The organism is Burkholderia dolosa, from assembly GCF_902499135.1.
Classification (GTDB): Bacteria; Pseudomonadota; Gammaproteobacteria; order Burkholderiales; family Burkholderiaceae; genus Burkholderia; species Burkholderia dolosa.
Genome location: NZ_CABVPR010000006.1, coordinates 1 through 23,899, shown reverse-complemented (window position 1 = coordinate 23,899; position 23,899 = coordinate 1). Strand labels below are relative to the sequence as shown.

Sequence of the window (23,899 nt, the reverse complement as noted above, 5' to 3'; positions counted from 1 at the left end):
CGACTGCGCGGCGGCAGTATTTTCATCGTTCCGGTGAAATTCTGTTGACAGCCCTTCCGCACACGCTACAATAGCGGTCTTTCGCATCGCAGCAAGCGAAACGTGCCCAGGTGGCGGAATTGGTAGACGCACTAGGTTCAGGTCCTAGCGGTGGCAACACCGTGGAGGTTCGAGTCCTCTCCTGGGCACCATCTGTTTTCTGAAAAAGGTCGGCTTCGTGCCGGCCTTTTTTCATTTCCGCAACGCGAAGCGGTTACGCACTTGTGCCGCGCATTCGCATACGCGGCGCCGCGACTCTGTTCCCCACCCTCGTCACCCACGCGCAAATCGGCCTTGCGCTTGCGGGTAAATTGGCGCGCTGCTGCAAGCGGTTCCCGATACATGCGTCGTCGATGAGTACGATCGCGACCGCTCGTCCTCCCCGAAGCCCATCCAACGGCACCGCCATCGCGTCCGAATATCGATTCATTGAGCGAAGTCTGAAGTGCGCGCCCCGCCGCCCGTCTGCCGTGACGGATCCGGCCCCGGATTCCGCGAAAGGAAACCGGGATTTCCCTAAGCTGACACGGGCACGCGCACGCGGTTAAATAAATCAACGTGATTTATTTAATGCGTCGAACACGGCGCCCGCATGGAAGGAGACGCGATGAGAAGCCCGCACATCGGCCAGGGCAGCAATTCGGCCAACGTGCGCCGTTACAACGAGCGCCTGCTGCTGAAGACGCTGCGCCGCGCAGGCAGCGCGTCGAAGGCCGACCTCGCGCGGCTCGCGAATATGACGGGCACGGCAGTCGGCAGCATCATCGCGTCGCTCGCGGACGCGAAGCTGATCGAATTCGCCGGGCGCCGCACCGAAGGCCAGCGCGGACAGCCGGCGTCGCTGATCCGGCTCGACCCGCGCGGCGCGTTCGGAATCGGCGTCCATCTCGACCGGATGCGCATCGAGACGGCGCTCGTCAATTTCGCGGGCGACGTGCTGGGCCGCCGCTCGCACGACACGCTGCTTCCCGCGCCCGCCGACGTGCTCGAAATCGTCCGCCACGACATCGACGCGATGCAGGCGCTGCTCCCCGCTCACGAACGCGCGCGCCTCGCCGGCGTCGGCGTCGCGCAGCCTTACAACCTCGGCGCATGGATGCGCGAACTCGGCCTCGCGCCCGACACGTTCCGCGCGTGGGAAGACGTCGATTTCGCGAGCGACCTCGGCCGTACCGTGTCGCTGCCCGTATTCGGCGAAAACGACGGCAACGCGGCCGCGATCGCCGAACTGTTCTACGGCTACGGCCGCCAGTGCGACGACTTCGTGTATCTATTCATCGGCCCGGCGATCGGCGGCGGCATCGCGATCGACGGCGACTGCCTGCGCGGCGTGACCGGCAACGCGGGCGACATCGCGGTGATTCCCGTACAGCCGAGCCGGCTCGCGTCCGCGCCGCCGCCGCGCGGCCCGTGGGACATCCTGCTCGCGCGCGCGTCGCTGCATGCGCTCGTGCGGCACCTGCGCTATCACGGCGAGACCGTCGACAGCCGTGCGGATCTCGAAGCGTGCATCGCACGCGGTCTGCCGGCCGTCGACGAATGGATCGACGACTGCGTCGACGCGCTCGCGCCGGCGCTGCGCGCGGTGCTGTGCGTCGTCGACGCACCGGTGGTCGTGCTCGACGCCGACACCGACGCGGGCCTGCTCGACGCGGTGACGACCCGCCTGCGCGCAGCGCTCGTCGCGACCGCCCCCGAAGCGCGCGGCACGCCGACGCTCGTGCGCGGCACGTTCGGCGCGGACGCCGGCGCGATCGGCGCCGCGACGCTGCCGATGTACTTCAACTTCTCTCCGCGGGCCGGCATCCTGAAGGGCGCCCGCACCGATTCGCAGGAGGTCCACCATGTCGCGATCTGAGTCGCCCCGCCCGCTGCTCGAGATGCGACGGATCAGCAAGACGTTCCCGGCCGTGCGCGCGCTCGACAACGTCAGCCTGACCGTCTATCCGGGCGAGATCCATTCGCTGATGGGCGAGAACGGCGCGGGCAAGTCGACGCTGATGAAGATCCTGTCGGGCGCGTATCGCGCCGACGCCGGCGGCGAGATCCTGATCGACGGCGAACGCGTCGACATCGACGGGCCGCTCGCCGCACGCGACGCGGGCGTCGCGGTCATCTACCAGGAGCTGTGCCTCGCGCCGAACCTGACCGTCGCGGAAAACATCTACGTCGGCCGCGAACTGCGGCGCGGCAACCGGCGCTGGGGAACGATCGACCGCGCGGCGATGGCGCGCGGCTGCGAGGACGTGCTCGCGCGGCTCGGCGCGTCGTTCGGGCCCGACACGCTCGTCGGCACGCTGTCGATCGCCGAGCAGCAGCTCGTCGAAATCGCGCGCGCGGTCCATACGCGCGCACGGATCCTCGTGATGGACGAACCGACGACGCCGCTGTCGTCGCGCGAAACGGAACACCTGTTCAGCCTGATCCGCCAGCTGCGCGAGGAAGGCCTCGCGATCATCTACATCAGCCACCGGATGGCGGAAATCTACGAGCTGTCCGACCGCGTGTCCGTGCTGCGCGACGGTGCGTACGTCGGCACGCTCGAGCGCGAGTCGCTGTCCGCCGACCGGCTCGTCGGCATGATGGTCGGCCGCGACATCTCCGGCTTCTACAAGAAGGAGCATGCGCCGTACGACCCCGGCCACCTGCTGCTGTCGGTACGCGACGTCGCCGACGGCGGCCGCGTGCGTGGCTGCAGCTTCGATCTGCATGCGGGCGAAGTGCTCGGCATCGCGGGGCTCGTCGGCGCGGGCCGCACCGAGCTCGCGCGGCTGATCTTCGGCGCCGAGCCGCGCACGCGCGGCGACGTGAAGCTCGGCGAACGCACGTTCGGCGCGCATTCGCCGCGCGACGCGATCGACGCAGGCCTCGTCTATCTGACCGAAGACCGCAAGCGCCAGGGCTTGTTCCTCGACATGAGCGTGCGCGACAACATCAACATCTCGGTGTGCAACCGCGACGCGCGGCTCGGCGCGCTCGATCTCGCGCGCGGCGCCGAACGTGCGCGCGACGCGATCGCGTCGCTGTCGATCCGCGTGCCGAACGCGAACGTGAACGTCGGCGCGCTGTCGGGCGGCAACCAGCAGAAGGTGCTGCTGTCGCGCCTGCTCGAGACGAAGCCGCGCGTGCTGATCCTCGACGAACCGACGCGCGGCGTCGACATCGGCGCGAAATCCGAGATCTACCGGATCATCAACGAACTGGCCCGCGCAGGCGTCGGCGTGATCGTGATCTCGAGCGAGCTGCCGGAAATCATCGGTGTCGCCGACCGCGTGCTCGTGATGCGCGAAGGCGAGATCGCCGGCGAGCTCGGTGGCCACACGCATACGCCGATCACGCAGGAAGCGATCATCGCGCTCGCGACCGGCTCGCAGGCCGAGCTCGCCGACGCGCACTGACGCGCCCCTTCATTTCCCACTTTCATCCAGGTACCGAAATGATCCATTCGACCAAGCAGCGGGACCTCGCTTCCGCAACGGCCCATCCGGTGGCCGACCGTGCGCCGCAGGCGCGCGTCGCCGATCATCGCGCCCGCATGCAGTCGCTGATGCGCACCGCCGGCATGCTGCCGGTGCTGCTGGTGCTGTGCGTGGGCTTCGGCTTCATGACCGACGGCTTCTTCACGCTGCAGAACCTGTCGATCGTCACGCAGCAGGCATCGATCAACATCGTGCTCGCCGCCGGCATGACGTTCGTGATCCTGACGGGCGGCATCGACCTGTCGGTCGGCTCGGTACTCGCCGCGGCGGCCGTCGCGTCGCTGCTCGCATCGACGATCCCCGGCTGGGGCTGGCTCGGCGTACCCGTCGCACTCGCGGTCGGCCTCGTGTTCGGCGCGATCAACGGCGGGCTGATCTCGCTGCTGCGCCTGCCGCCGTTCATCGTCACGCTCGGCGCGATGACGGCCGTGCGCGGCGTCGCGCGCCTGATCGGCAACGACACGACCGTCTTCAACCCGCAGCTGTCGTTCGCGTTCATCGGCAACGGCACGATCCTCGGCGTGCCGTGGCTCGTCGTGATCGCGTGCGCGGTGATCGCAATCTCGTGGTTCATCCTGCGCCGCACCGTGCTCGGCATGCGCATCTACTCGGTCGGCGGCAATCCGGAAGCCGCGCGGCTGTCCGGCATCAACGTGCGCGCGATCCAGCTGTTCGTCTACGCGGCGTCGGGCCTGCTCGCCGGGCTCGGCGCGGTGATGTCGGCTGCGCGGCTCTATGCGGCGAACGGGCTGCAGCTCGGCCAGTCGTACGAGCTCGATGCGATCGCCGCGGTGATTCTCGGCGGCACGAGCTTCGTCGGCGGCGTCGGCTCGATCGTCGGCACGCTGATCGGCGCGCTGATCATCGCGGTACTGACGAACGGCCTCGTGCTGCTCGGCGTATCCGACATCTGGCAGTACATCATCAAGGGGCTCGTGATCATCGGCGCCGTCGCGCTCGACCGCTATCGCCAGCGCGATTCGGCGCGCACCTGACCGCGTTCGCCCCGCCGTTTCACCCAGGGGCGCAGGCAGGTCCTCCTGCGCCCGTCCGTCAACGGACCTCACGGAGACACAACGACATGTTCAAGCACACCGCCGCCCTGACCGCCGTCGCCTGCGCACTTGCGTTCGGCGCATCCGCCGCGCACGCGGCCGACAAGCCGCTGAAGTCGATCGGCGTCACGGTCGGCTCGCTCGGCAACCCGTACTTCGTCACGATCGTCAAAGGCGCCGAAGCGCGCGCGAAGCAGATCAATCCGAACGCGAAGGTCACGGCCGTTTCCGCCGACTACGATCTGAACAAGCAGTTCACGCAGATCGACAATTTCATCTCGGCCCACGTCGACATGATCCTGCTCAACGCGACGGATCCGAAGGCGATCGAGCCGGCCGTGAAGAAGGCGCAGGCGGCCGGCATCACGGTCGTCGCCGTCGACGTCGCGGCAGCCGGCGCGAACGCGACGGTTCAGACCAACAACGTGAAGGCCGGCGAGCTGGCGTGCGACTACCTCGCGAAGAAGCTCAACGGCAAGGGCAACGTGATCATCGAGAACGGCCCGCAAGTGTCGGCCGTGATCGACCGCGTGAACGGCTGCAAGGCCGTGCTCGCGAAGAATCCGGGCATCAAGCTGCTGTCGAGCGATCAGGACGGCAAAGGCTCGCGCGAAGGCGGGATGAACGCGATGCAGGGTTATCTGACGCGCTTTCCGAAGCTCGACGGCGTGTTCGCGATCAACGATCCGCAGGCGATCGGCAGCGATCTCGCCGCGAAGCAGCTGAATCGCCCCGGCATCGTGATCACGTCGGTGGACGGCGCGCCCGACATCGAGGTCGCGCTGAAGTCGAACACGCTCGTGCAGGCATCGTCGAGCCAGGATCCGTGGGCGATGGCGCAGCAGGCCGTCACGGTTGGCTACGGCATCATGAACGGTCAGAAGCCGGCCAATCCGATGATCCTGATCGAGCCGACGCTCGTCACGCGTGAAAACGTGAAGAACTACAAGGGCTGGAGCACGCCGCGCTGAGCGCAGCGACGGCACGCGTAACGGGGCGTGCGGCCGCATCGCCGCATGCGACGGCCGCCCCGCCCGGTTCTGCTGGCCGCCGGGTCGCCCAGCACGATTCTGCCGCACGAGATTTCGACATGACGACGACGTTCCCTCGCCTGATCGTATTCGGCGAAGCGCTGACCGACTTCATCCGCGACGACGCGCAGCACTGGCACAGCGTCGCCGGCGGCTCGTGCTGGAACGTCGCGCGCGTCGGCGCGCGGCTCGGCGTGCCGACCGCGTTCGCGGGCACGGTCAGCCGCGACGTGTTCGGCGACGAACTGATGCGCAAGAGCGCCGACGCCGGCCTCGACCTGCGCTTCATCCGGCAGGTCGAGCGCGCGCCGCTGCTCGCGATGGTCGTGTCGAAACAGCCGCCCGAATATTTCTTCATCGGCGAGAACAGCGCGGATCTCGCGTTCGATCCGGCCGACCTGCCCGACGGCGCGCTCGATGCCGCGGAGATTCTTCACGTCGGCTCGCTCGGCGTCGTGCGCGAACCGCTCGCGTCGCGCCTGATCGACGTCGTGCAAGCCGCGCGCGCGGCCGGCAAGCGGATCTCGTTCGATCCGAATTTCCGTGCGCCGATGGCCGCGCCGTCGTATCGCGACACGCTGCGCCGGCTCGCCGCGCTCGCCGACTGGATCAAGGTGTCGGACGAAGACCTACGCGGACTGTTTCCGGATCTCGACGAAACGACCGCGCTCGCGCAGCTGCGCGCATGGGCGCCGGATGCGGCGCTGCTGGTGACGCGCGGCGCAGTCGGCATGCAGCTCCTTCACCGCGACTGTGAGCTGTTTCAGCCGGCGTTTCCGACCGACGTCGTCGACACGGTCGGCTGCGGCGATGCGAGCGTCGGCGGCTGGCTCGCGAGTCAGCTCGCGCGGCCGGACGCATCGCCCGCCGAGCATCTGCGCGATGCGGCCGCGTGCGCGGCGGTCGTCTGTGCGCATGCAGGCGCCTATGCGCCGACGTCGGCCGAAGTGGCCGCGTTGATCGAGCGCGCGGCCGCGCAGCCGACCGACACCGCGCTCGCGCCGTAACCGACGCTTTCGCGCCGTATCGTCACGCGGCGCCCATACCTTCGGCCTGCAACGACTGCAGCCCTTCGTCGACGCTCAATTCCGACATCGCATCGCTGCGCAGCGTATCGTCCGCCGCGCGGCGCAACGCATGCAGCGCGTGCAGCTTCAGCCGCACGATCGACAGCCGCAGCCCGCGCACGGCGCATTCAGCCGCGAACGTGCGCAGCGCTTCGATCGTCGTGCCGTCGACGTCCGGCGTTTCCTCGAGGCTCAGCATCACCGCATGCGTGTCGGGCGCCGCATCGATCAGCGCGCGCACACGATTGAGCATCCGGTCTGCATTCGCGAAAAACAGCTGCGCCTCGGGCCGCACGATCAGCACGCCGGGCACCGGCTTCGCGTCGGCGTGGCTCGCGACGTCGACGAAGTCGTGACTGTCGCGCAGCCTGCCGAGCACGCTGACGTTCGGTTCGGACAACTTGCGCAGCGTCAGCAGCAGGCTCACGCCAATGGCTGCGAGCAGGCCGTGCAGCACGCCGAGCACGAGCACCGCGACAAGCGCGGCGATCACGACGAGCCGATCGCGATGCCACGCCCAGTACGGCCGAAACACCGACGGATGCAGCGAGTGACTGACCGCGAAGATCACGATCGCGGCGAGCACCGGCTCCGGCGTGCGCGCGAGCTGCGGCAGCAGCAGCCACACGATCAGCGCGACCACGCCGGCGGCCCACAGTCCGGCGAAACGCGACTGCGCGCCAGCCGCCTCGTTCGCGGACGTCGCCGAGTAGCCCGCGCCGACCGGCATGCCGTGCAGCAGTCCCGACACGAGGTTCGCACAGCCGAGCGCGACGAGATCGCGGTTCGGCGACACGCTGTCGCCATGCTTCAGCGCGAAATTGCGGATCGATCCGTACGACTCCGCATAGAGGATCAGCATCAGCGCGAACGCCAGCTCGATCGTCTGCATCCATGCGTTGCGATCCAGATACGGCATCCCGAATGCGATGTGCCGGAAGTCGATGTGGCCGACCACCGCGATTCCGTATCGCCGCCAGTCGAACAGGTGGCCGGCGGCGATCGACAGCACGATCGCGACGAGCGTGGCCGGCACGCGCACGCGGCGGCCCAGCATGAACAGCAGTGCGAGCGTCGCCGCGCCGAGCGCGACGCTCGCGAGGTTCGCATGCGGCACGCCCGCGATCAGGTCGAGCGCGATGTGCGGCGCATCGCCGTGCTGCACGGGTATCGAGAGAATCTTCGGCAACTGCTTGGCGACGATCGTCACCGCGAGCCCGAACGTGAAGCCACGCAGCACCGGACGTGCAACGAAGTCCGACATCCCGCCGAGCCGCGCGGCACCCGCGACGATGAACAGCACGCCGGTCATCGCGACGAGCGCCGCCGCGAGCGCGAGCTGCGCAGCGGGTGCGATGCCCGATTCGGCGAGCACTGTCGCCGCGAGCACGGCGGCCGACGACGACGTCGACGATACGATCGCGAAGCGGCTGCTGCCCGTCAGCGCATAGACGACGAGCCCCGACAGCAGCGCGATGAGCCCGGCCTGCGGCGGCAGGTTCGCGAGCCCCGCATACGCGACGGCCTCCGGAATCAGCAGCCCGGCGATCGACAGACCGGCCAGCGCATCGCGGCCGACGCGCTGCGCGGGCGGCGGCGGCGCCGCGTCGCGCGCAGCGAAATGGTCGGCATGCTGCGGGTCGGCGTCGGGGCGGATCGGGGTGGCCGTCATCGGCGGTACGCGACGCGCGCCGGTCACGGTTTCACTGCGACGACGCCCGACCAGCCGGGCAGATAGCGCGCGTCCTGGTCGTGCGCGCGCCGCAATGCAGCATCGAGCGCCTTCGAGAAACTCTTGCGGATCTGATCGACGGACACGTGCTGGCGCAGATAATCGGCCCACAGGAACTCGCTGAACGGCGTCGCGTCTTTCGCATAGCCGCCGGCCGTGCGCAGTTCGCCCGCGAGGCTTCGATACGGATCGTCGTCGAGCGCGGTCAGCACCTTGGGCAACTCCGCGTAGTCGCGACGCGCGCCGTCCGCATCGAACGGATGCACCCACTGGTTGTGCTCCATCATCCGCCAGAAGATCGTGTCGTCGAGCCACGACAGATCCTTCAGCAGCATCGCGTTCACGCGCGACTCCCCTTCCTCGATCAGCGCGAGGCCGAGATGATGGTGATCGGTGATGTAGTGCTCGCCGCCCGGGCCAAGCACGGCCGGAAACCAGTGCGATTCAATCGCGGCCTTGCGCGCCCGCTTGTCGAGCGCCTTCCAGTGCTTGCGCTTCGCTTTCACCTCGCGATAGCCGACGGTCATCTGCGTGGGGCGCAGCGTGTCGAGCGCGACCGAAATCAGATGAACGTCGTTGCCGAGTGCCATGGTCATACCCCGTGTCGCGATTTTCCGGCAACGATACTCCCGATCGTTCGGGCCGTTAATACGTCGCGCCCCGATTTGCGCTCGGCATCCGTCGCGCTGCAAGCCGCTCGCGCGCGGTCGCTACGCGCGCAGATCGTCGCGTTCGAGACGATGACGCACGTACGGCATGCCGTCGTGAATCACGCTCACGCGGTGCATCCCGAGCTTGCGCGCGACGTTCAGCGAGCCCGCGTTCGCTTCGGCGATATCGGCGATCACGCGCGGCAGCCGTACCGTATCGAACGCATGCCGGACGATCGCGGTCGCGGCCTCGCTCGCGATCCCGCGACCCCACGCCGTGCGCACGAGGCGCCAGCCGATTTCGACGTCGCGTTCGCCGTCCTTGTAGTCCGGAATCAGCAGCACCCAGCCGACGAACGTGTCGGGCGCGTGCTTCTCGAAGATCGACCAGTAGCCGAGGCCCGGCGGATAGTCGCGCGTGATCCGGTGCGTGACGAAACGGCGATGCTCGACGGGATCGCCCCACGGGCCGGCGATATGCCGCGTGACTTCGGGATCGCGGTCCATTGCGATGCACGCGTCGAGATCGGCAAGCGTGCGCGGACGCAGCCACAGTCTCGCGGTCTCGAACACGGGCAACGCTGCAGCGGAAGATTCGGTCATCGGGGAATCCTGATTCGGTGACGATGCGCATCGCGCGCATTACGTTTCTGATACAAAAATGCTTTCGAAATAATACGAGAAGCTGTCGGCTTTATCGCACGCATCCGTTTCGCTTTTGGAAACAGCGCATTTCGTAGGGATTATTCCGGATTCGCAGCTATCGCGCCCTACATCGCGCGACGGCACAGCCTACACTCGTTTCACGCCCGCGCCGTGCGCAGCCGGGCCGGCATTCGCCTGCATATCGTGACGCGCGCAAGCCGACGAGGAGACCCGGACATGAGCTGGACCCGCGAACAACGCAACGTGACGATCGCTGCCTATCTCGGCTGGACGCTCGATGCGTTCGATTACTTCCTGATGGTGTTCGTGCTGAAGGACATCGCGGCCGAGTTCGCGTCGACGATTCCGGCGGTCGCGTTCGCGCTGACGCTGACGCTCGCGATGCGCCCGGTCGGCGCGCTGATCTTCGGCCGGCTCGCCGATCGCTTCGGCCGCCGTCCGACGCTGATGGTCAACATCGCGTGCTATTCGCTGCTCGAGCTCGCGTCCGGCTTCGCGCCGAGCCTGACCGCGCTGCTCGTGCTGCGCGCGCTGTTCGGCATCGCGATGGGCGGCGAATGGGGAGTCGGCTCCGCGTTGACGATGGAGACGGTGCCGACGCATGCGCGCGGCTTCGTGTCCGGGCTGCTGCAGGCCGGCTATCCGAGCGGCTATCTGCTCGCGTCCGTCGTGTTCGGCCTGTTCTACCAGTACATCGGCTGGCGCGGAATGTTCATGGTCGGCGTGCTGCCCGCGCTGCTCGTGCTGTACGTGCGCGCGCACGTGCCGGAATCGCCCGCCTGGAAGCAGATGGAGAAGCGTCCGCGGCCCGGTCTCGCCGCGACGCTGCGGCAGAACTGGCAGCTCACGATCTACGCGATCGTGCTGATGACCGCGTTCAATTTCTTCTCGCACGGCACGCAGGATCTCTATCCGACGTTCCTGCGCGAACAGCATCGCTTCGATCCGCATACCGTGTCGTGGATCACGATCGTGCTGAACGTCGGCGCGATCGTCGGCGGCCTCGCGTTCGGCACGATCTCGGAGCGCATCGGCCGCCGCCGCGCGATCTTCATCGCCGCGCTGATCGCGCTGCCGGTGCTGCCGCTGTGGGCGTTTTCGAGCGGCCCGCTCGCGCTCGCGGCCGGCGCGTTCCTGATGCAGATTTCGGTGCAAGGCGCGTGGGGCGTGATCCCGGTGCATCTGAACGAGATCTCGCCGGACGAGATCCGCGCGACCTTCCCCGGCGTCGTCTATCAGCTCGGCAACCTGCTCGCGTCGGGCAACGCGACGATGCAGGCGTCGCTCGCGGTGTCGCGCGGCAACGATTACGCGTTCGCGCTGGCGCTCGTCGCGGGCGTCGTCGCCGTCGTGATCGCCGTGCTGATCCTGTTCAGCCGCGAACGCCGCGGAATCGACATGACGCAATCGGTCAATACGCGTACCACCGCGGGCTGACGCCGCACGTTGCCGCGCCGCATCATCGTGTACGCCCCGCGCCGCCGGGATCCGATGCGGGCGCTTTCCGCACCCGCACATCCGACTAGAGGAATTGGTCGAGATTCGCCGCTTGCCCGCGCCGCCCGCGTTTTTTTATCTTAATGAAAACGCTTGTTTGAATCAGATAATCAAATCACCTGTTCGCGGCCGGGCGACCGGCATGGGAGGCGGAACATGGCAGTCAGTCAGGAGACGCGGCCGGCGGCGGCACGACCGTCCGGACGATCATCCGGCAATCGGCAGACCGGCGGCACGAAGGCGCGCATCCTCGATGCGGCCGAAGATCTTTTCATCGAGCACGGCTTCGAAGCGATGTCGATGCGGCAGATCACGTCGCGCGCATCGGTCAATCTGGCCGCGGTCAACTATCACTTCGGCAGCAAGGAAGCGCTGATTCACGCGATGCTGTCGCGCCGGCTCGATCAGCTCAACCAGGAACGTCTCGGCATCCTCGATTGCTTCGATGCGCAGCTCGGCGCGCACATCACGTGCGAGCACGTGCTCGGTGCGATGTTCATTCCCGCGCTCAAGGCGTCGCGCGATCCCGAGCGCGGCGGCCCCGGCTTTCTGCGGCTGATCGGCCGCGCGTACACCGACCCGTCGCCGTTCGTCCGCAACTTCCTGACCGCGCATTACGCGAGCGTCGCAGGCCGCTTCTTCGACGCGTTCCAGCGCGCACTTCCGCACCTGCCGCGCACCGAGCTCGGCTGGCGGCTGCATTTCGCGATCGGCGCGCTGTCCGGCGCGCTCGCCGGCGCCGAAACGGAAAGCCTGATCGACGAGTTCTCGCAAGGCCGCACGATGAACGACGTGCAGATGATCGCGCGGCTGTCGTCGCTGATCGTCGCCGCGTTGAAGGCGCCGATGCCCGATAGCGCGCAGCTGTCGATCTTCGCGGCCGTGCTCGACGATGCGGGCGCCGGCGACGCGTTCGGATTGCCGGCATGCGCGGGTGCGAGCGAAGCGCCTGCCGACACGGCGACGCTGCATTCGGCAGGCTGATCGCGCCGGACGTTTGCGTACGCGCTTTCGATTCATCGTTCGTTTTGTGCGGCACAGGCTGCGCGCTTTCGATGCGACCGTGGCGGTCGGGAATCCGTGAAGTGGGAACGCGCGTTGAAGCGGCGGTCGTGGCGATCGCCATTGCGCAAGTCACGAGTCGAGCTGAAACGCCGACTCGAGTTGACGGTTTTTTTGCATGACGCACGGGCAAGCGCTGAAGCGCTAACTCGGGCCAACCGCTGGTGCATGGGGTAGGAGCAAGCGCTGAAGCGCTAACCCCGACCGACCGCTGGTGCATGAGGCCGGAGTAAGCGCTGAAGCGCTAACTCCGGCCGACCGCTGGTGCATGGGGCCGGAGTAAGCGCTGAAGCGCTAACTCCGGCCGACAGGAGACAACATGACGTCCAATTCAGCAGCAACCGCAACGACCCCGCTCGCGCCGAACACCGACGGCATCTGGTACGCATCGTATCCGCCCGGCGTGCCGCACGAAATCGACGTCACGCAATACACGTCGCTCGTGCAGTTCTTCGACGAATGCACGACGCGCTTCGCCGAGCGCGTCGCGTACGTGAGCGCAGGCGCATCGATGACCTACCGCACGCTCGCGCAGAAAGTCGATGCGTTCGCGTCGTACCTGCAAAGCATCGGCATCCAACCCGGCGATCGCGTCGCGATCATGCTGCCGAACACGTTCCAGTATCCGGTCGCACTGTTCGGCACGCTGAAGGCCGGCGCGATCGTCGTCAACGTCAATCCGCTCTACACGGTGCGCGAGCTCGCGCACCAGTTGAAGGACAGCGGCGCGCAGACGATCGTCGTGTTCGAAAACTTCGCGCGCACGCTGCAGGACGCACTGCCCGACACGCAGGTCCGCAACATCGTCGTGACCGCGCTCGGCGATCTGCTCGCCGACGGCTTGAACGCCAAAGGCCGGCTGATCAATTTCGTGCTGAAGCACGTGAAGAAACTCGTGCCGCCGTATCGCCTGCCGCAGGCCGTGCGGCTGCGCTCGGCACTCGCGCTCGGCGCGCGCAGCGCCCCGCAACCCGTGCCGATGACGCGCGACGATCTCGCGTTCCTGCAATACACGGGCGGCACGACCGGCGTCGCGAAAGGCGCGATGCTCACGCACGGCAACCTGATCGCGAACCTGCTGCAAGCGAAGGCGTGGATCGCCGACCAGGTCACCGGCGACGTCGAAACGGTGCTCACGCCGCTGCCGCTCTATCACATCTATTCGCTGACCGTGAACGCGTTCATCTTCATGGGACTCGGCGGGCGCAACATCCTGATCGCGAACCCGCGCGACACGAACATGGTGATGAAGATCATCCGCAACGAGACGTTTACCGGCATCACCGGCATCAACACGCTGTACAACGCGTTCCTCGACAACGACGAGTTCCGCAAGCGCGACTTCTCGAAACTCAAGCTCGCGATGGCGGGCGGAATGGCGATGCAGCGCGCGGTCGCCGAGCGCTTCCAGCAGGTGACGGGCCGACCGATCGTCGAAGGCTACGGACTCACCGAGTGCTCGCCGATCGTCACGATGAATCCGGTCGACCTGAACGACATGGCGGCGTTCAGCGGATCGATCGGCCTGCCCGCGCCGTCGACCGTCGTGCGCTTTCGCCGCGAAGACGGAACCTGGGCCGGCATCGGCGAGCCCGGCGAACTGTGCGTGCGCGGCCCGCAGGTGATGCGCGGCTACTGGCAGCGCCCGGACGAAACCGCGAAGGCGATCGATGCGGACGGCTGGCTCGGCACCGGCGACATCGGCGTGATGGACGAGCGCGGCTTCATTCGGCTGATCGATCGGAAGAAGGACATGATCCTGGTGTCCGGCTTCAACGTCTATCCGAACGAGATCGAGGAAGTGCTCGTGATGCATCCGGGCATCAGCGAAGCGGCCGCGATCGGCATCCCCGACGACGTGCACGGCGAGCGGATCAAGGTATTCGTCGTGCGGCGCGATCCGGCGCTCACGGTCGACGACGTGCTCGCGCATTGCCGCAAGAATCTCACCGGCTACAAGATGCCGAAGCTCGTCGAATTCCGCGATGCGCTGCCGCAGACGAACGTCGGCAAGATCCTGCGCCGCGCGCTGCGCGACGAGGAACTCGCGAAGATCGAAAACGCGCAGCGGCACTGACCGATGCTTCGCGCGAGGAGACGCGGTCGATGAACGAACGGAGGAAACGGCGCGGACGACATGCAGCCGCCGCGCTGATTGCGTGCATGCTGTCGCTCGCGTATGTGGACGCGCATGCGCAGGAACCGGCCGCCGCGCGTGCGGCGCCGCAGGCCGCGCTGCCGGCGGACCTCGCGAAGGTAACGCGCGAGCCGGCCGCGCAGCAGGCGCGCTGGCTGCGCACGGCCGCCGAGCGCGGCACGCTCGCGCAGCTGGACGATGCGACGCTCACCGCCCTCTTCAGCGCGCTCGATCCGCTCGCGGTGCCCGAGTACATCCGCAACGGCCCGAACGGCTATCCGTCGTACCAGTTCACGATGGTGCGCGCGGAGCGCATCCGCGGAAAATGGCCCGACACGCCGGACCGCATGCTCGTGAAGACGACGCGCGAGCCGCTGCGCGTCTATGCGAAGTGGCTGCCCGGCGGCGCGCATGCGGGACAGGAAATCCTCTACGACACGACGCAGCGCACCGATGAAATGTACGGCCATCTCGGCGGGCTGCTCGGCAAGATTCCGATGTGGACGGCGATCGACGGCGCGCTTGCGCGTGCGCAGTCGAATCACCGCGTGAAGGACCTCGGCGCCGAGTTCATCGCGAATCTGTATCTGAGCGAAGGCAAGAAATACGAGGCGGCGGGCGTGCAGCGGCCGACCGCAGTCGAAGCAAAGACGATCGACGGCGTGCGCGTCGTCGCGCTCACGTACGAAACGCCGACCGGCCGGCCGCAGTTCTATTCGAAGAAGGAAGTGCTCGGGCTCGACCTGCACGCGCCCTATTTCCGGACCGTCGAGTCCTACGACAACGACGGGCAGCTCTTCGAGCGGATCGTCATCGAGAAGATCGCGCCGGTCGCGTTCGACGACGCCGCATTCGACCCGAAAAATCCGGACTACGCGTTCTGATGCACACGATCGGTGCACGTGCGGCGATCAGTCGTCGTCATCGTCGTGATGCTTGCGCCAGTGCTTGTAGTAGTGCTTGCGCCACTTGCGGTAGCGGTCGTCGTCGTCATCGCCGTAGTAGCCGCCGTATCCGTAGCCGGGATACGCGACCACCGCCGGCTGCGGCGCCACATAGACCGGCGCCGGCTCGACATAGACGGGCGCGACCGGCACGCCGATGCCGACCGACAAATCGACGTGCCCCGCCATTGCGCTGCCGGAGGCCAGCAACGCGATGCCGCCGATCCAGCCTGCCATTCCCCTTTTGTTCATGTTGAGATTCCGTGATCCGCCGGCCCGCCCGGCACGCGACGACTGTAATTCGGACGCCCGCCGCGAGGTGCTACGGCGTTGCGAGAGTCGTAACGCGACGTAACGATCGGCATCGGCCGTTCGGCCGAATCGCGAAAAAGCGCGGGAACGTCTATAGTGGGTTACGGTTCGACACAATCGCGACTACGCGCTCGCGGAGCGAACAAGGTAGAATCCCGCCAAATACCTTGTGGACCGACGCGTCGCACACACGCACAACATATTCTCTGAGCAGGCTCCTGCCGCATCTCAATGGCCAATCCCGCAGAATCCCATCCGCAAAACGACTTCATCAATTCGGCACGCAAGGAACGTAAGCGTGTTGAAATCTACCTCGTCAACGGCATTCGTCTGACGGGCTGCATCGAGTCGTTCGACCAGTATCTGGTGATGCTGCGCACCCCCGTGGGTCTGCAAGGCATCTACAAGCGTGCGATTTCGACGATCCAGCTCGACACCGGCGGTTCGCGCCCCGGCGGCGGCCCGCGCGGCCCGCGCCCCGGCGGGCGCCCTGGCGGCCGCGAAGGCGGCGGTCACAGCCCGTACGGTTCGCACGGCGGCTCGCGCGAGTCGCGCGGCGACGGCGGCTACGGGTCGCGCGAACCGCGCGAAGGCTATGGCGCTCGCGAGCCGCGCGAAGGTTACGGCGCGCCGCGCGAAAACTACGGTGCGCCGCGCGACGACGCACCGGGCACATCGGCACCGTCGTCCGACTCGCGCAGCGGCAACGGGCCGGTGATCGTCACGCGCCGCCGGCGAATCGTGCCGGACGGCCAGTAAAGACAAAGGGCAAGCCAAACGGCTTGCCCTTTTTCCTTGCGACCGGTCGATCGCTCGACCGGTCTTCCGGTCCGGCGCGGCGTGTGCCGCCGCCCCGGTTGCCGTTCGTCAGCGGGCCCGCGCAGACAACCCGGCGTTGGCCTCGCGCTGCAGCGAACGCACCTGCTGCTGCAATGCCCGCAACTGCGACTGCAGTTCCGCTTGCTGCGCCTGCAGTGCCGCCGTTTCGCTGCGCACCGTCTGCTGCCGGTTCGCGACCGCAGCCTGCTGCTCGCGCGCAATCGAGATGTCCGCCTGCAAGCGCCGCGCCTTTTCCTGCGTCGCCTCGATCTGCCGGTCCATCTGCGCCTTCTGCGACTCGAGCTTCGCCGCGCGCAGCTCGTTGACGGCCAGCCGCGCCGCCTGATGCGAGAAATCGCGATAGATCGCTTCCGCGCGCGCATCGTCGTAGGTCTTGATCACGCGCCAGAAGGCCTTCTGCTGAAACAGCGCGACGAAATACGCACCGTCTTTCACGTTGAACAGCAGGCTGGCGCCGTAGCTGCCGTTGTAGCTCGTACGCATCTCCGTCAGCGCATGCGCCTGGATCTGGCGCTGCAGTTCGTCGACGGTGCTCGGCCCGCTCGTCTCGCCTGCCTGCGGCTGCACCGACGACGTCTGCGCCTGCAGATCGACCGTCGGAATCGCGGCGACCGGCGCCGATGCCGGCTGCACGGCCGGCGACGCATCGCTCGCCAGGTTCTGCGCCTGCGCGCCCTGCACGCACCCCATCAGGACGAGCAACATGCCCGCCCGTCTCAACCCCGTACTATGGCTCATGATGTTTTATTCCCGCCTGGATTGTTGTAATGCAGCGGGATTCTATCTCATTAACTACTCGCTTTCGCGGGTCTCCGGCTCTTCGTCGAAGATCTGGTACTTGCGCATTTTTTCCCACAGCACCTTGCGGCTGATCCCGAGCTGCTGCGCGGTGTCCTGACGCCGCCAACCGTTCGCGTCGAGCGCGGCGATCACGCGGTTGCGCTCGTTCATGTCCCACTTGCTGCGGTCGACGAAAATCTCCGCCGCACTCTCCGCCGGCACCGGCTGCGCCGTATTGCGCGCATGCGCGATCAGCCGCTGCAGCCGCGCCGCGTCCCATCCGCCCGTCTGCCGCACCGTGACGCCGACGCGCTCGGCCAGATTGCGCAGTTCGCGCACGTTGCCGGGGAAATAGCTGTCCGCGACGGCGTCCGCGAGCCAGTACGGCAGGTCGGGCAGCTGCGCGAGCCGCTCGTCGCCGACCACCTGCGCGACGAACGACTTGAACAGCGCGATCTTGTCGACCGCGCCGCGCTCTTCGAGCGACGGAATGTTCAGCTCAATCACCGCGAGACGGTAGTAGAGATCGGCGCGGAACAGCCCGTCCTTCACGAGCTGCGGCAGCTTCTTGTTGCTCGCCGCGACGAGCCGGAAATCGACCTTGTTCGGCGTGGTCGCGCCGACGCGCAGCACCGCGCCGTCCTCGAGCACGCGCAGCAGCTTCACCTGCTGATACAGCGGCAGATCGCCGACTTCGTCGAGGAACAGCGTGCCGCCCGCCGCCTGCTCGAAGTAGCCCTTGTGCGCGACGACCGCGCCGGTGAACGATCCTTTCGCGTGTCCGAAGAACAGCGATTCGAACAGCCCGTCCGGAATCGCGCCGCAGTTGACCGGCACGAATTCGCCGTGCCGATAGCGCGAATGCTTGTCGTGCAGCAGCTGCGCGATGCGCTCCTTGCCGACGCCGGTTTCGCCGTGCAGCAGCACGTTGGTGTCGCAGTCGGCGAACGTGTCGACTTCGTGCAGCAGCGCCTGCATCGACTCCGAATGTGCGACCAGTTCGGTCGGCCGCAGCGTTTCGGCCGCATGCGCACGCAGCTGCGTGACGAGCTTGCCGACCATCCCGCGCAGCTCGGCACACGTGAAATCGAGCGGCAGGATGTGCGAATACTCGGGCGGATACTGCGATGCGTCGTGATCGCGTGCGGCGCCGACCCAGACGACCGGCATGCCGATGTTGGCCTGCCAGTCGCGCAGGAACGCCGACCCGGTTTCGATCATCGTCACGCTGATGATCGCCAGCGACGGCCGCAACGCGGCGCGCTCCGGCGATATCTCCGCGTTGTCCGCGCGGATCACTTCGACGTCGAAGCTCGCCATGCATCGGGCGACGCGGTCGACGATGTCCGCCTTGCCTTCCCAGACGTACAGGTCGAGCTCTTCGATTGCGGGCGTGGTTCTCATGATTCAGGTACGGCTACGGTTGTTGACGGGTTGCGCGGCATAGCGCGACGGCGGCGAACGCGGATCGCGCACGGCGCGTTCCGCTCGCCCGCCGAGCGCTCACGGATTCATTTCACAAGCATGGGATCACCGCATTTGATCGAGTCCGGCGTGGTCGTGACCGACGCGTTTCCGAGGCTCACCCCGAGCAAACCGGTGGCGGAAGTCAGAAGCGAATCGATCGGCTGCAGCACCATCGGAACCAGCGTATTTCCCAGTGCGGACAACAGCGGGCCCGTGACGAGGCCGAGTATCGGATTCAATATGCCGGCCAGCAATCCTGCCGCGCTACCGCGCGGTGCACTGAGCTCGAGCGTCAGCCCGCTGTTCGTGATGCTCTGCAGCGCGGGCGACAGCACTTGACCGGTGCCGACGGTCTGCGTGTAGGACGACGCGTCGCTCGGCAACGCGGACGATGCCGCGCCCGAATACTCGAACACCAGCGGCGTCGGGCTCTGATTCGCGACGGGAACGGTCAGCTGCCCCGGTGTGAGGTTGATATTGACCGAAATCTGGTTCACGTTCAGAAGGCCCAGCGTCAGCGTATCGAGCAGCGTCGTCAGCGCGGACGTCAGACCGCCGAGATTCAACAGATTGAGCAGGCTCTGCAGCTTGACGGACACCAGCGTGATCGGCGCGGCGCGGCGGTCGGGCGCATAACCGCCCGGCGCATTCAGATTGACCGGCGTATTCGCCGCGCCGCCGATATAAACCGCCACCACGCCGGTCTGAACGTTCACCTGTGCGCGCTTCGTGCCGTCCGCGGAACAGCTGACCGACGCCAGGCCGGCGGTTGCCGGCGCGACGTACGCGGTCACCGGCAACTGGACGGCGGCAAGCGGTGTCGCGCTGCCCGACGCACACGCGCTGCCCGGATAGACGAGCGAACCGTCCGGACATGTCGACAGCAACGACAGCGACGTATCGAGAAACACGTTGCCCTGCGCAAGCGACGCATGCGTCACGCAGTCGGACGTCGCGCAGTTCGCCGGCCCCGCCGGACCGGTCGCCGTGGCCGGCGCAACGCCTGCGAGCGACACCGAGCCGGACACCGTCGCCTTCAGCAACGGCGCGAGTGCGGTCGGCGTCTGCACCGTGACGCTCGGAATCGCGATCGCGTGGTTGCCGTTCGCGACCTGCAACGCGGTCGACAGCAAGCCGAGCGCGTTGACGCTCGCATCGACCGCCGAGCCGCCGGTGGCCGTTGCCACCGACACGAGCCGGTCGAGCGCGATCTGCGGGCCGCCGCACACGCCGTTCGAACAGAGCGCGACGACGATTGCATTCAGCACGTTCAGGTTCGCGCCGGCCAGATTCTGCTGCGTGGCGGCCTGCACGACCGCGTTGGCCAGCTGACCGAGCGTCACCGTGCCGTTCAGCACCGACGTATTCGTGCCGACCGGCAGATTGGCGAGAATGCCGGCGAGCTTCAGATTGACCTGCGCGAGGCCCTGATAGTCGACGGCCTGAAGGCTCAGCGCATTCGGCGAGCCGGTCAGCACCTGAAGCAGCTGGTTGGCCAGCCCGTCGTTCAGCGATGCGAGCGACGTCGACAACGTAAACGTGTCGAGCGGCGCGCTCTTCGCGATGGCCGACGCGCCGATCGTCTCCCCGCTGCGAAAGATGCCGGACACCGGCTCGGACACCGTCACGCATACCGCATTGGCCGATTGGCCGACCGCCGTTCCGGCAGACAGCCCCGCGCATTGGCCGCCCGTTGCCGCGCCGGCGAGCGGCGTGAACGTCGCGCTGCCGCCGCCCGACGGCACGGCCCACACACCGCACGCGACCGAAACGGTCGAATTGGCCGGCAACGGCTTCGCCGACGGATTCGCGATCTCATTCGCGGCGGTCGTCGCGGCCGCGCACGTCGAATCGGCGTTCACGTGCGATACCGCCGACAGCGCGGCCAGATCCGCCGCGGCCTGCATGCTGCGTCGTTCGGCATAAAACCGCCCGATGTCGATCGCGCCCAGCACGATGACCGCGATCGATACCCAGATCGCCGCCATGACCGCGACGGCGCCGCGCTGCGTATGCAGCGGCGCACGCGCGGCCGCACGCTGCCGCCGCGTCACGATCGATGGGCCGGTGCGCATCGTCATCGCGCTTACTGCGCGCCCTGAGCGCCGCCGGACATGCCGCCGAGCTGCGAGCTCATCGACGTCGGGATCTTGTTCTTGAACGAGTCGAGATAGCGCTGGTACACGAGCGATGCGACGTCGCCAAGCATCGGCTGCGTCGGCGCGGCCGCGCGATTGTCGCGCTGCATCGCGAGCCAGTCTTTGGTCGAGCGGCCGACGTCGGATGCATCGGCCGGCGCCGCGTCCTGTCCATACGCGACGCGCGACGCCGCTACCGCGCACACGAGCGCGCCGAGCGCCGCGACCCGGCGTACCCGTGCATTCCGGTCAGCTCGATTGCCGTTCATGTCGTCCCCCGCATCCCCGTTCATTGTGCAAACCGCTGCAGCAGCGGCACCGTCTGGTCGTAGCCGAAATTGTTCGCCATCGGCGTGATCGGCTCCGGCGCGACGCGCCGCGATACGACCGGCGGCGTCGCGACCGCGCGCTGCTGAGCGCGCGCGGCGGCCGCGATCTTCGCCGCATCGCTCGCGATGTCCTTGCGGATATCGGCCGGCACACGCTGCTGGTTCATCAGGCGCTGCGCGTCCTGCGCACGCCCGGCCGCGAGCAGATAAAGCGCGAGATTGCTGACGATCTTCGGATTGCGCGGATCCAGCTCGGCCGCCTTCATCAGCGGCACGCGCGCGCCGACGACGTCGCCGGCACGCAGCTTCGCGTATGCGAGATCGGACAGCATCGACGCATCGGTCGGCGCGAGCTCCGATGCCTGCGCGAGCGACTGCGCCGCACGGTCGAAGTCGCCGGCCGCGCCCGCGAGCAGCCCGAGCCCGCGATAACCGCGCGCGGCGAGCGGCGTCTTCAGCAACTGCGAGTACGCGGCTGCGCTGGCTGCCGGCTGGTCCGTCATCCGCAGCGCATCCGCGCGCAGCAGGATCGACTCCGGTATCGCGCCGTACGACTTGTCGTACGCGTCGATATGCGCGAGCGATGCGTAATAGAGGCCTTGCGACTGCATCCGCTGGATCAGCCCGAGGTACATCCCCGGCGTATCCGGCGCGGCCTGCTTCTGATCGGCCGCCTGCATCAGCGCCGCGCGCTCCGTCTGCGCGTTCACGCCGTAACCGTTGTCCTTGGTTGCGCACGCACCCAGCAGCGCCATCGCCGCAATCGCACACGCCCGTTTCACCCCTTCGCCGATCCGCTTCATCGTCTTTCCTTCCGTCCTTCACTGGTGCGCCGACAACGCGTGCATCACCGCCAGCATGCCGGGCCCGGCCGTCACGATCAGCAGCGCGGGCAGCAGCGTGAGCACCATGACGCCGGTCATCTTCACGGTCAACCGGCCGATCCGCTCGCGAAGCATCGCGCGGCGCGTCTCGCGCAGCCGGTCGCCGAACTGCTTCAGCGGTTCCTGCACCGCGCCGCCGTGCTTGTCGACCTGGATCATCAGCCGCACGACCGCGCGCAAATCCTCGTTGTCGAAGCCGCCCGACAACCGCTGCAGCGACTGCTCGCGCGTGCGGCCGGCCGCGAACTGGCGCTGCGCGATGCCGACTTCGGACGACAGCACCGGCAGCATGCCGCGAAAATCGTTCGTCACGACCTGCAGGCTCTGATCGAGCGACAGCCCGACGCCCTGGAGCAGGCGCAGCATGTCGACGAGCAGCGGCAGTTCGTCGACGACGCTCTGCCGCCGCGCCGCCGCCCGTCGCTTCACGTAGAACTTCGGCAGCATGAAGCCGAGCCCGAATGCGGCGAACAGACCGATCAGCCACAGGCTGCCCTTCATCCGCCCGCTCGCGACGATCGCGAACAGCAGCGGCAACGCGATTCCGCACACGATCCGCGCGCTGAGGAACAGCCCCCGCGTGCGCGCGTCGATGTAACCGCATTGCTCGAGCAGCCGGCGGTCCTCCTGCGCGACCACGTACTGGCCGAATCCGGTATCGAGCCAGCGCATCCCGGCGGCCGACAGCCGTTCGAGGAACCGGGCGACACGCTGCCCGCCGCGCGTACGCTGCGCATCGAATTGCGCCGGCGCTGCGTCGTTCGGCGCTTGCCGCGCCTTCGCCGCATCGAGCGCGGCCATCCGGCGGTCGAGCGCATCGACGAGCGCACGTTCGGCACGCGCTGCGGCACTCGCGCGCAGCAACGCGACCAAGCCGAGCAGCAGCACGCCGAGCGCGGCCAGTCCCAACGCAATCGCCCCGATCCGAGTCGCCGTCATCGCATCACCTGAGCCGAGCCATTCGATAGAGCCACACGCTGCCGGCCAGCTGCAGCACGAACGCGATCATCAGCAGCGTGCGGCCGCTCGGATCGTTCCACATGCCTTGCAGGTACTTCGGGTTTGTCATCACGACGAAGCTGCCGATCGCGATCGGCAGCATCACGAGCACGAACGCCGACAGCCGCGTCTCCGACGACATCGCGCTCAGCTCGCGCTCCGCTTGTTCGAGGTCGCGCATGAACACGGCCATGCGCTCGAGCATCACGTCCGCGCGGCCGCCGTATTTGACCGACAGCCGCAGCACCGAGCCGACGAGTTCGAATTCGTCGGTCCGGTAGACCTTCGCGACGTGCATCATCGCGCGATCGATCTCGACACCGCCGCGCAGCATCCGCGACACGTCGTCGAGACAGCTGCGCAACGGCTCCTCGGTCGTCAGCAGCGCGGACTGGAACGCGGCCGGCACGCTGTTGCCGAGCGTCACGAGACGCACGATGCCGTCGAGGAACGACGGAATCTGCCGGACGATCTTCAAGCGCCGCCGCTGGATTCGCGACGCGAGCCACACGCCGACGATCGCGCCGCCCAACGCGAGCGCGGCAAAGCATGCGAGCAGACCGCCGTGGCTGCCCGCAATCGCCGCGAACGCGATCAGCACGGCGAGCACCGCGAGCGCCTTGCCGCGCGCATCGTCGATGCCCGCGCGGCTCGCGACGTTCGACAGATATTCGGCTGCCGCCGCATACCCGTGCGCGCCGATCGGCCCCGACGATCGCGTCGCGGCCGCGTTCTGCTGCGCGACGGCGCGCGGCGCGCCCGCCGCTGCCGCGCGCGCGGGCGAAGCAGCG

At 67.5% G+C, this 23,899-nt stretch carries 21 protein-coding genes and 1 tRNA gene; 11 read left to right on the top strand and 11 right to left on the bottom strand.

What is annotated here, in order from left to right; genetic code table 11:
* The first annotated feature begins 104 nt into the window (after positions 1-104).
* From BUB20358_RS04455 to BUB20358_RS04430, 6 genes are all read left to right on the top strand, one after another.
* Positions 105-191: transfer RNA gene (locus tag BUB20358_RS04455), tRNA-Leu, on the top strand.
* A 455-nt stretch (positions 192-646) separates the two neighbouring features.
* Positions 647-1,897 carry an ROK family protein gene (locus BUB20358_RS04450; RefSeq protein ID WP_035973360.1) on the top strand — a complete coding sequence of 417 codons (1,251 nt, stop codon included), beginning with the start codon at positions 647-649 and terminating at the stop codon, positions 1,895-1,897.
* Positions 1,884-3,437 carry a sugar ABC transporter ATP-binding protein gene (locus BUB20358_RS04445; RefSeq protein WP_035972459.1) on the top strand — a complete coding sequence of 518 codons (1,554 nt, stop codon included), beginning with the start codon at positions 1,884-1,886 and terminating at the stop codon, positions 3,435-3,437. The genes BUB20358_RS04450 and BUB20358_RS04445 overlap by 14 nt, the downstream gene beginning before the upstream one ends.
* A 38-nt stretch (positions 3,438-3,475) precedes the next feature.
* Positions 3,476-4,513 (top strand): ABC transporter permease subunit, encoded by a 1,038-nt coding sequence (locus tag BUB20358_RS04440; protein ID WP_006764454.1) that lies wholly within the window; start codon positions 3,476-3,478, stop codon positions 4,511-4,513.
* Positions 4,514-4,599: 86 nt separating this feature from the next.
* The gene (locus BUB20358_RS04435) at positions 4,600-5,544 is read left to right on the top strand and encodes an ABC transporter substrate-binding protein (RefSeq protein WP_006764455.1); all 945 of its coding nucleotides are present in this window, start codon (positions 4,600-4,602) and stop codon (positions 5,542-5,544) included.
* A gap of 119 nt (positions 5,545-5,663) precedes the next feature.
* Positions 5,664-6,611: a carbohydrate kinase family protein gene (locus BUB20358_RS04430; protein WP_006764456.1), complete on the top strand. Its 948-nt coding sequence runs from the start codon at positions 5,664-5,666 to the stop codon at positions 6,609-6,611.
* A 22-nt stretch (positions 6,612-6,633) separates the two neighbouring features.
* Here the strand turns inward: BUB20358_RS04430 and BUB20358_RS04425 are convergent, their stop codons facing one another.
* The 3 genes from BUB20358_RS04425 to BUB20358_RS04415 all read right to left on the bottom strand — a co-directional run bounded on the left by BUB20358_RS04425 (position 6,634) and on the right by BUB20358_RS04415 (position 9,656).
* Positions 6,634-8,343: a SulP family inorganic anion transporter gene (locus tag BUB20358_RS04425; protein WP_006764457.1), complete on the bottom strand. Its 1,710-nt coding sequence runs from the start codon at positions 8,341-8,343 to the stop codon at positions 6,634-6,636.
* 23 nt (positions 8,344-8,366) lie between these two features.
* Positions 8,367-8,993: a ParB-like protein gene (locus tag BUB20358_RS04420; protein ID WP_035972460.1), complete on the bottom strand. Its 627-nt coding sequence runs from the start codon at positions 8,991-8,993 to the stop codon at positions 8,367-8,369.
* 120 nt (positions 8,994-9,113) lie between these two features.
* On the bottom strand, positions 9,114-9,656 hold the full coding sequence (locus BUB20358_RS04415; protein ID WP_035972461.1) for a GNAT family N-acetyltransferase: 543 nt from the start codon (positions 9,654-9,656) through the stop codon (positions 9,114-9,116).
* A gap of 279 nt (positions 9,657-9,935) precedes the next feature.
* Here BUB20358_RS04415 and BUB20358_RS04410 point away from each other — a divergent pair, with 279 nt between their 5' ends.
* From BUB20358_RS04410 to BUB20358_RS04395, 4 genes are all read left to right on the top strand, one after another.
* Entirely contained in the window at positions 9,936-11,156 is a 1,221-nt protein-coding gene (locus BUB20358_RS04410) for an MFS transporter (protein WP_035972463.1), read from the top strand.
* Positions 11,157-11,372: 216 nt separating this feature from the next.
* On the top strand, positions 11,373-12,200 hold the full coding sequence (locus tag BUB20358_RS04405) for a TetR/AcrR family transcriptional regulator (protein WP_006764460.1): 828 nt from the start codon (positions 11,373-11,375) through the stop codon (positions 12,198-12,200).
* 397 nt (positions 12,201-12,597) lie between these two features.
* A complete protein-coding gene (locus BUB20358_RS04400; RefSeq protein ID WP_006764461.1) occupies positions 12,598-14,355 on the top strand; it encodes an AMP-binding protein in 1,758 nt (585 codons plus the stop codon).
* A 29-nt stretch (positions 14,356-14,384) separates the two neighbouring features.
* Positions 14,385-15,299: a DUF1571 domain-containing protein gene (locus BUB20358_RS04395; RefSeq protein WP_035972465.1), complete on the top strand. Its 915-nt coding sequence runs from the start codon at positions 14,385-14,387 to the stop codon at positions 15,297-15,299.
* Positions 15,300-15,326: 27 nt separating this feature from the next.
* Here BUB20358_RS04395 and BUB20358_RS04390 read toward each other — a convergent pair whose 3' ends face one another.
* Entirely contained in the window at positions 15,327-15,611 is a 285-nt protein-coding gene (locus BUB20358_RS04390; protein ID WP_035972466.1) for a PXPV repeat protein, read from the bottom strand.
* Between the two features lie 291 nt (positions 15,612-15,902).
* Here BUB20358_RS04390 and hfq point away from each other — a divergent pair, with 291 nt between their 5' ends.
* Positions 15,903-16,430 carry an RNA chaperone Hfq gene (hfq, locus tag BUB20358_RS04385; protein WP_006764464.1) on the top strand — a complete coding sequence of 176 codons (528 nt, stop codon included), beginning with the start codon at positions 15,903-15,905 and terminating at the stop codon, positions 16,428-16,430.
* Positions 16,431-16,538: 108 nt separating this feature from the next.
* On the opposite strand, the gene BUB20358_RS04380 is transcribed toward hfq, so the two are convergent.
* The 7 genes from BUB20358_RS04380 to BUB20358_RS04350 all read right to left on the bottom strand — a co-directional run.
* Positions 16,539-17,249, bottom strand: coding sequence for a DUF2968 domain-containing protein (locus tag BUB20358_RS04380; protein WP_035972467.1), 711 nt, complete (start codon positions 17,247-17,249; stop codon positions 16,539-16,541).
* Between the two features lie 54 nt (positions 17,250-17,303).
* Complete coding sequence (locus tag BUB20358_RS04375; protein WP_006764466.1) at positions 17,304-18,695, bottom strand: sigma 54-interacting transcriptional regulator; 1,392 nt, start codon at positions 18,693-18,695, stop codon at positions 17,304-17,306.
* A 107-nt stretch (positions 18,696-18,802) separates the two neighbouring features.
* The gene (locus tag BUB20358_RS04370; protein ID WP_223296900.1) at positions 18,803-20,839 is read right to left on the bottom strand and encodes a pilus assembly protein TadG-related protein; all 2,037 of its coding nucleotides are present in this window, start codon (positions 20,837-20,839) and stop codon (positions 18,803-18,805) included.
* A gap of 5 nt (positions 20,840-20,844) precedes the next feature.
* Positions 20,845-21,165: a DUF3613 domain-containing protein gene (locus BUB20358_RS04365; protein WP_035973361.1), complete on the bottom strand. Its 321-nt coding sequence runs from the start codon at positions 21,163-21,165 to the stop codon at positions 20,845-20,847.
* Positions 21,166-21,185: 20 nt separating this feature from the next.
* A complete protein-coding gene (locus BUB20358_RS04360; protein ID WP_006764469.1) occupies positions 21,186-22,028 on the bottom strand; it encodes a tetratricopeptide repeat protein in 843 nt (280 codons plus the stop codon).
* A gap of 18 nt (positions 22,029-22,046) precedes the next feature.
* Positions 22,047-23,048 (bottom strand): type II secretion system F family protein, encoded by a 1,002-nt coding sequence (locus BUB20358_RS04355; RefSeq protein ID WP_006764470.1) that lies wholly within the window; start codon positions 23,046-23,048, stop codon positions 22,047-22,049.
* A gap of 4 nt (positions 23,049-23,052) precedes the next feature.
* Positions 23,053-23,899 (bottom strand): type II secretion system F family protein (locus tag BUB20358_RS04350; RefSeq protein ID WP_254593963.1); only part of this gene is annotated, 847 nt, incomplete at its 5' end.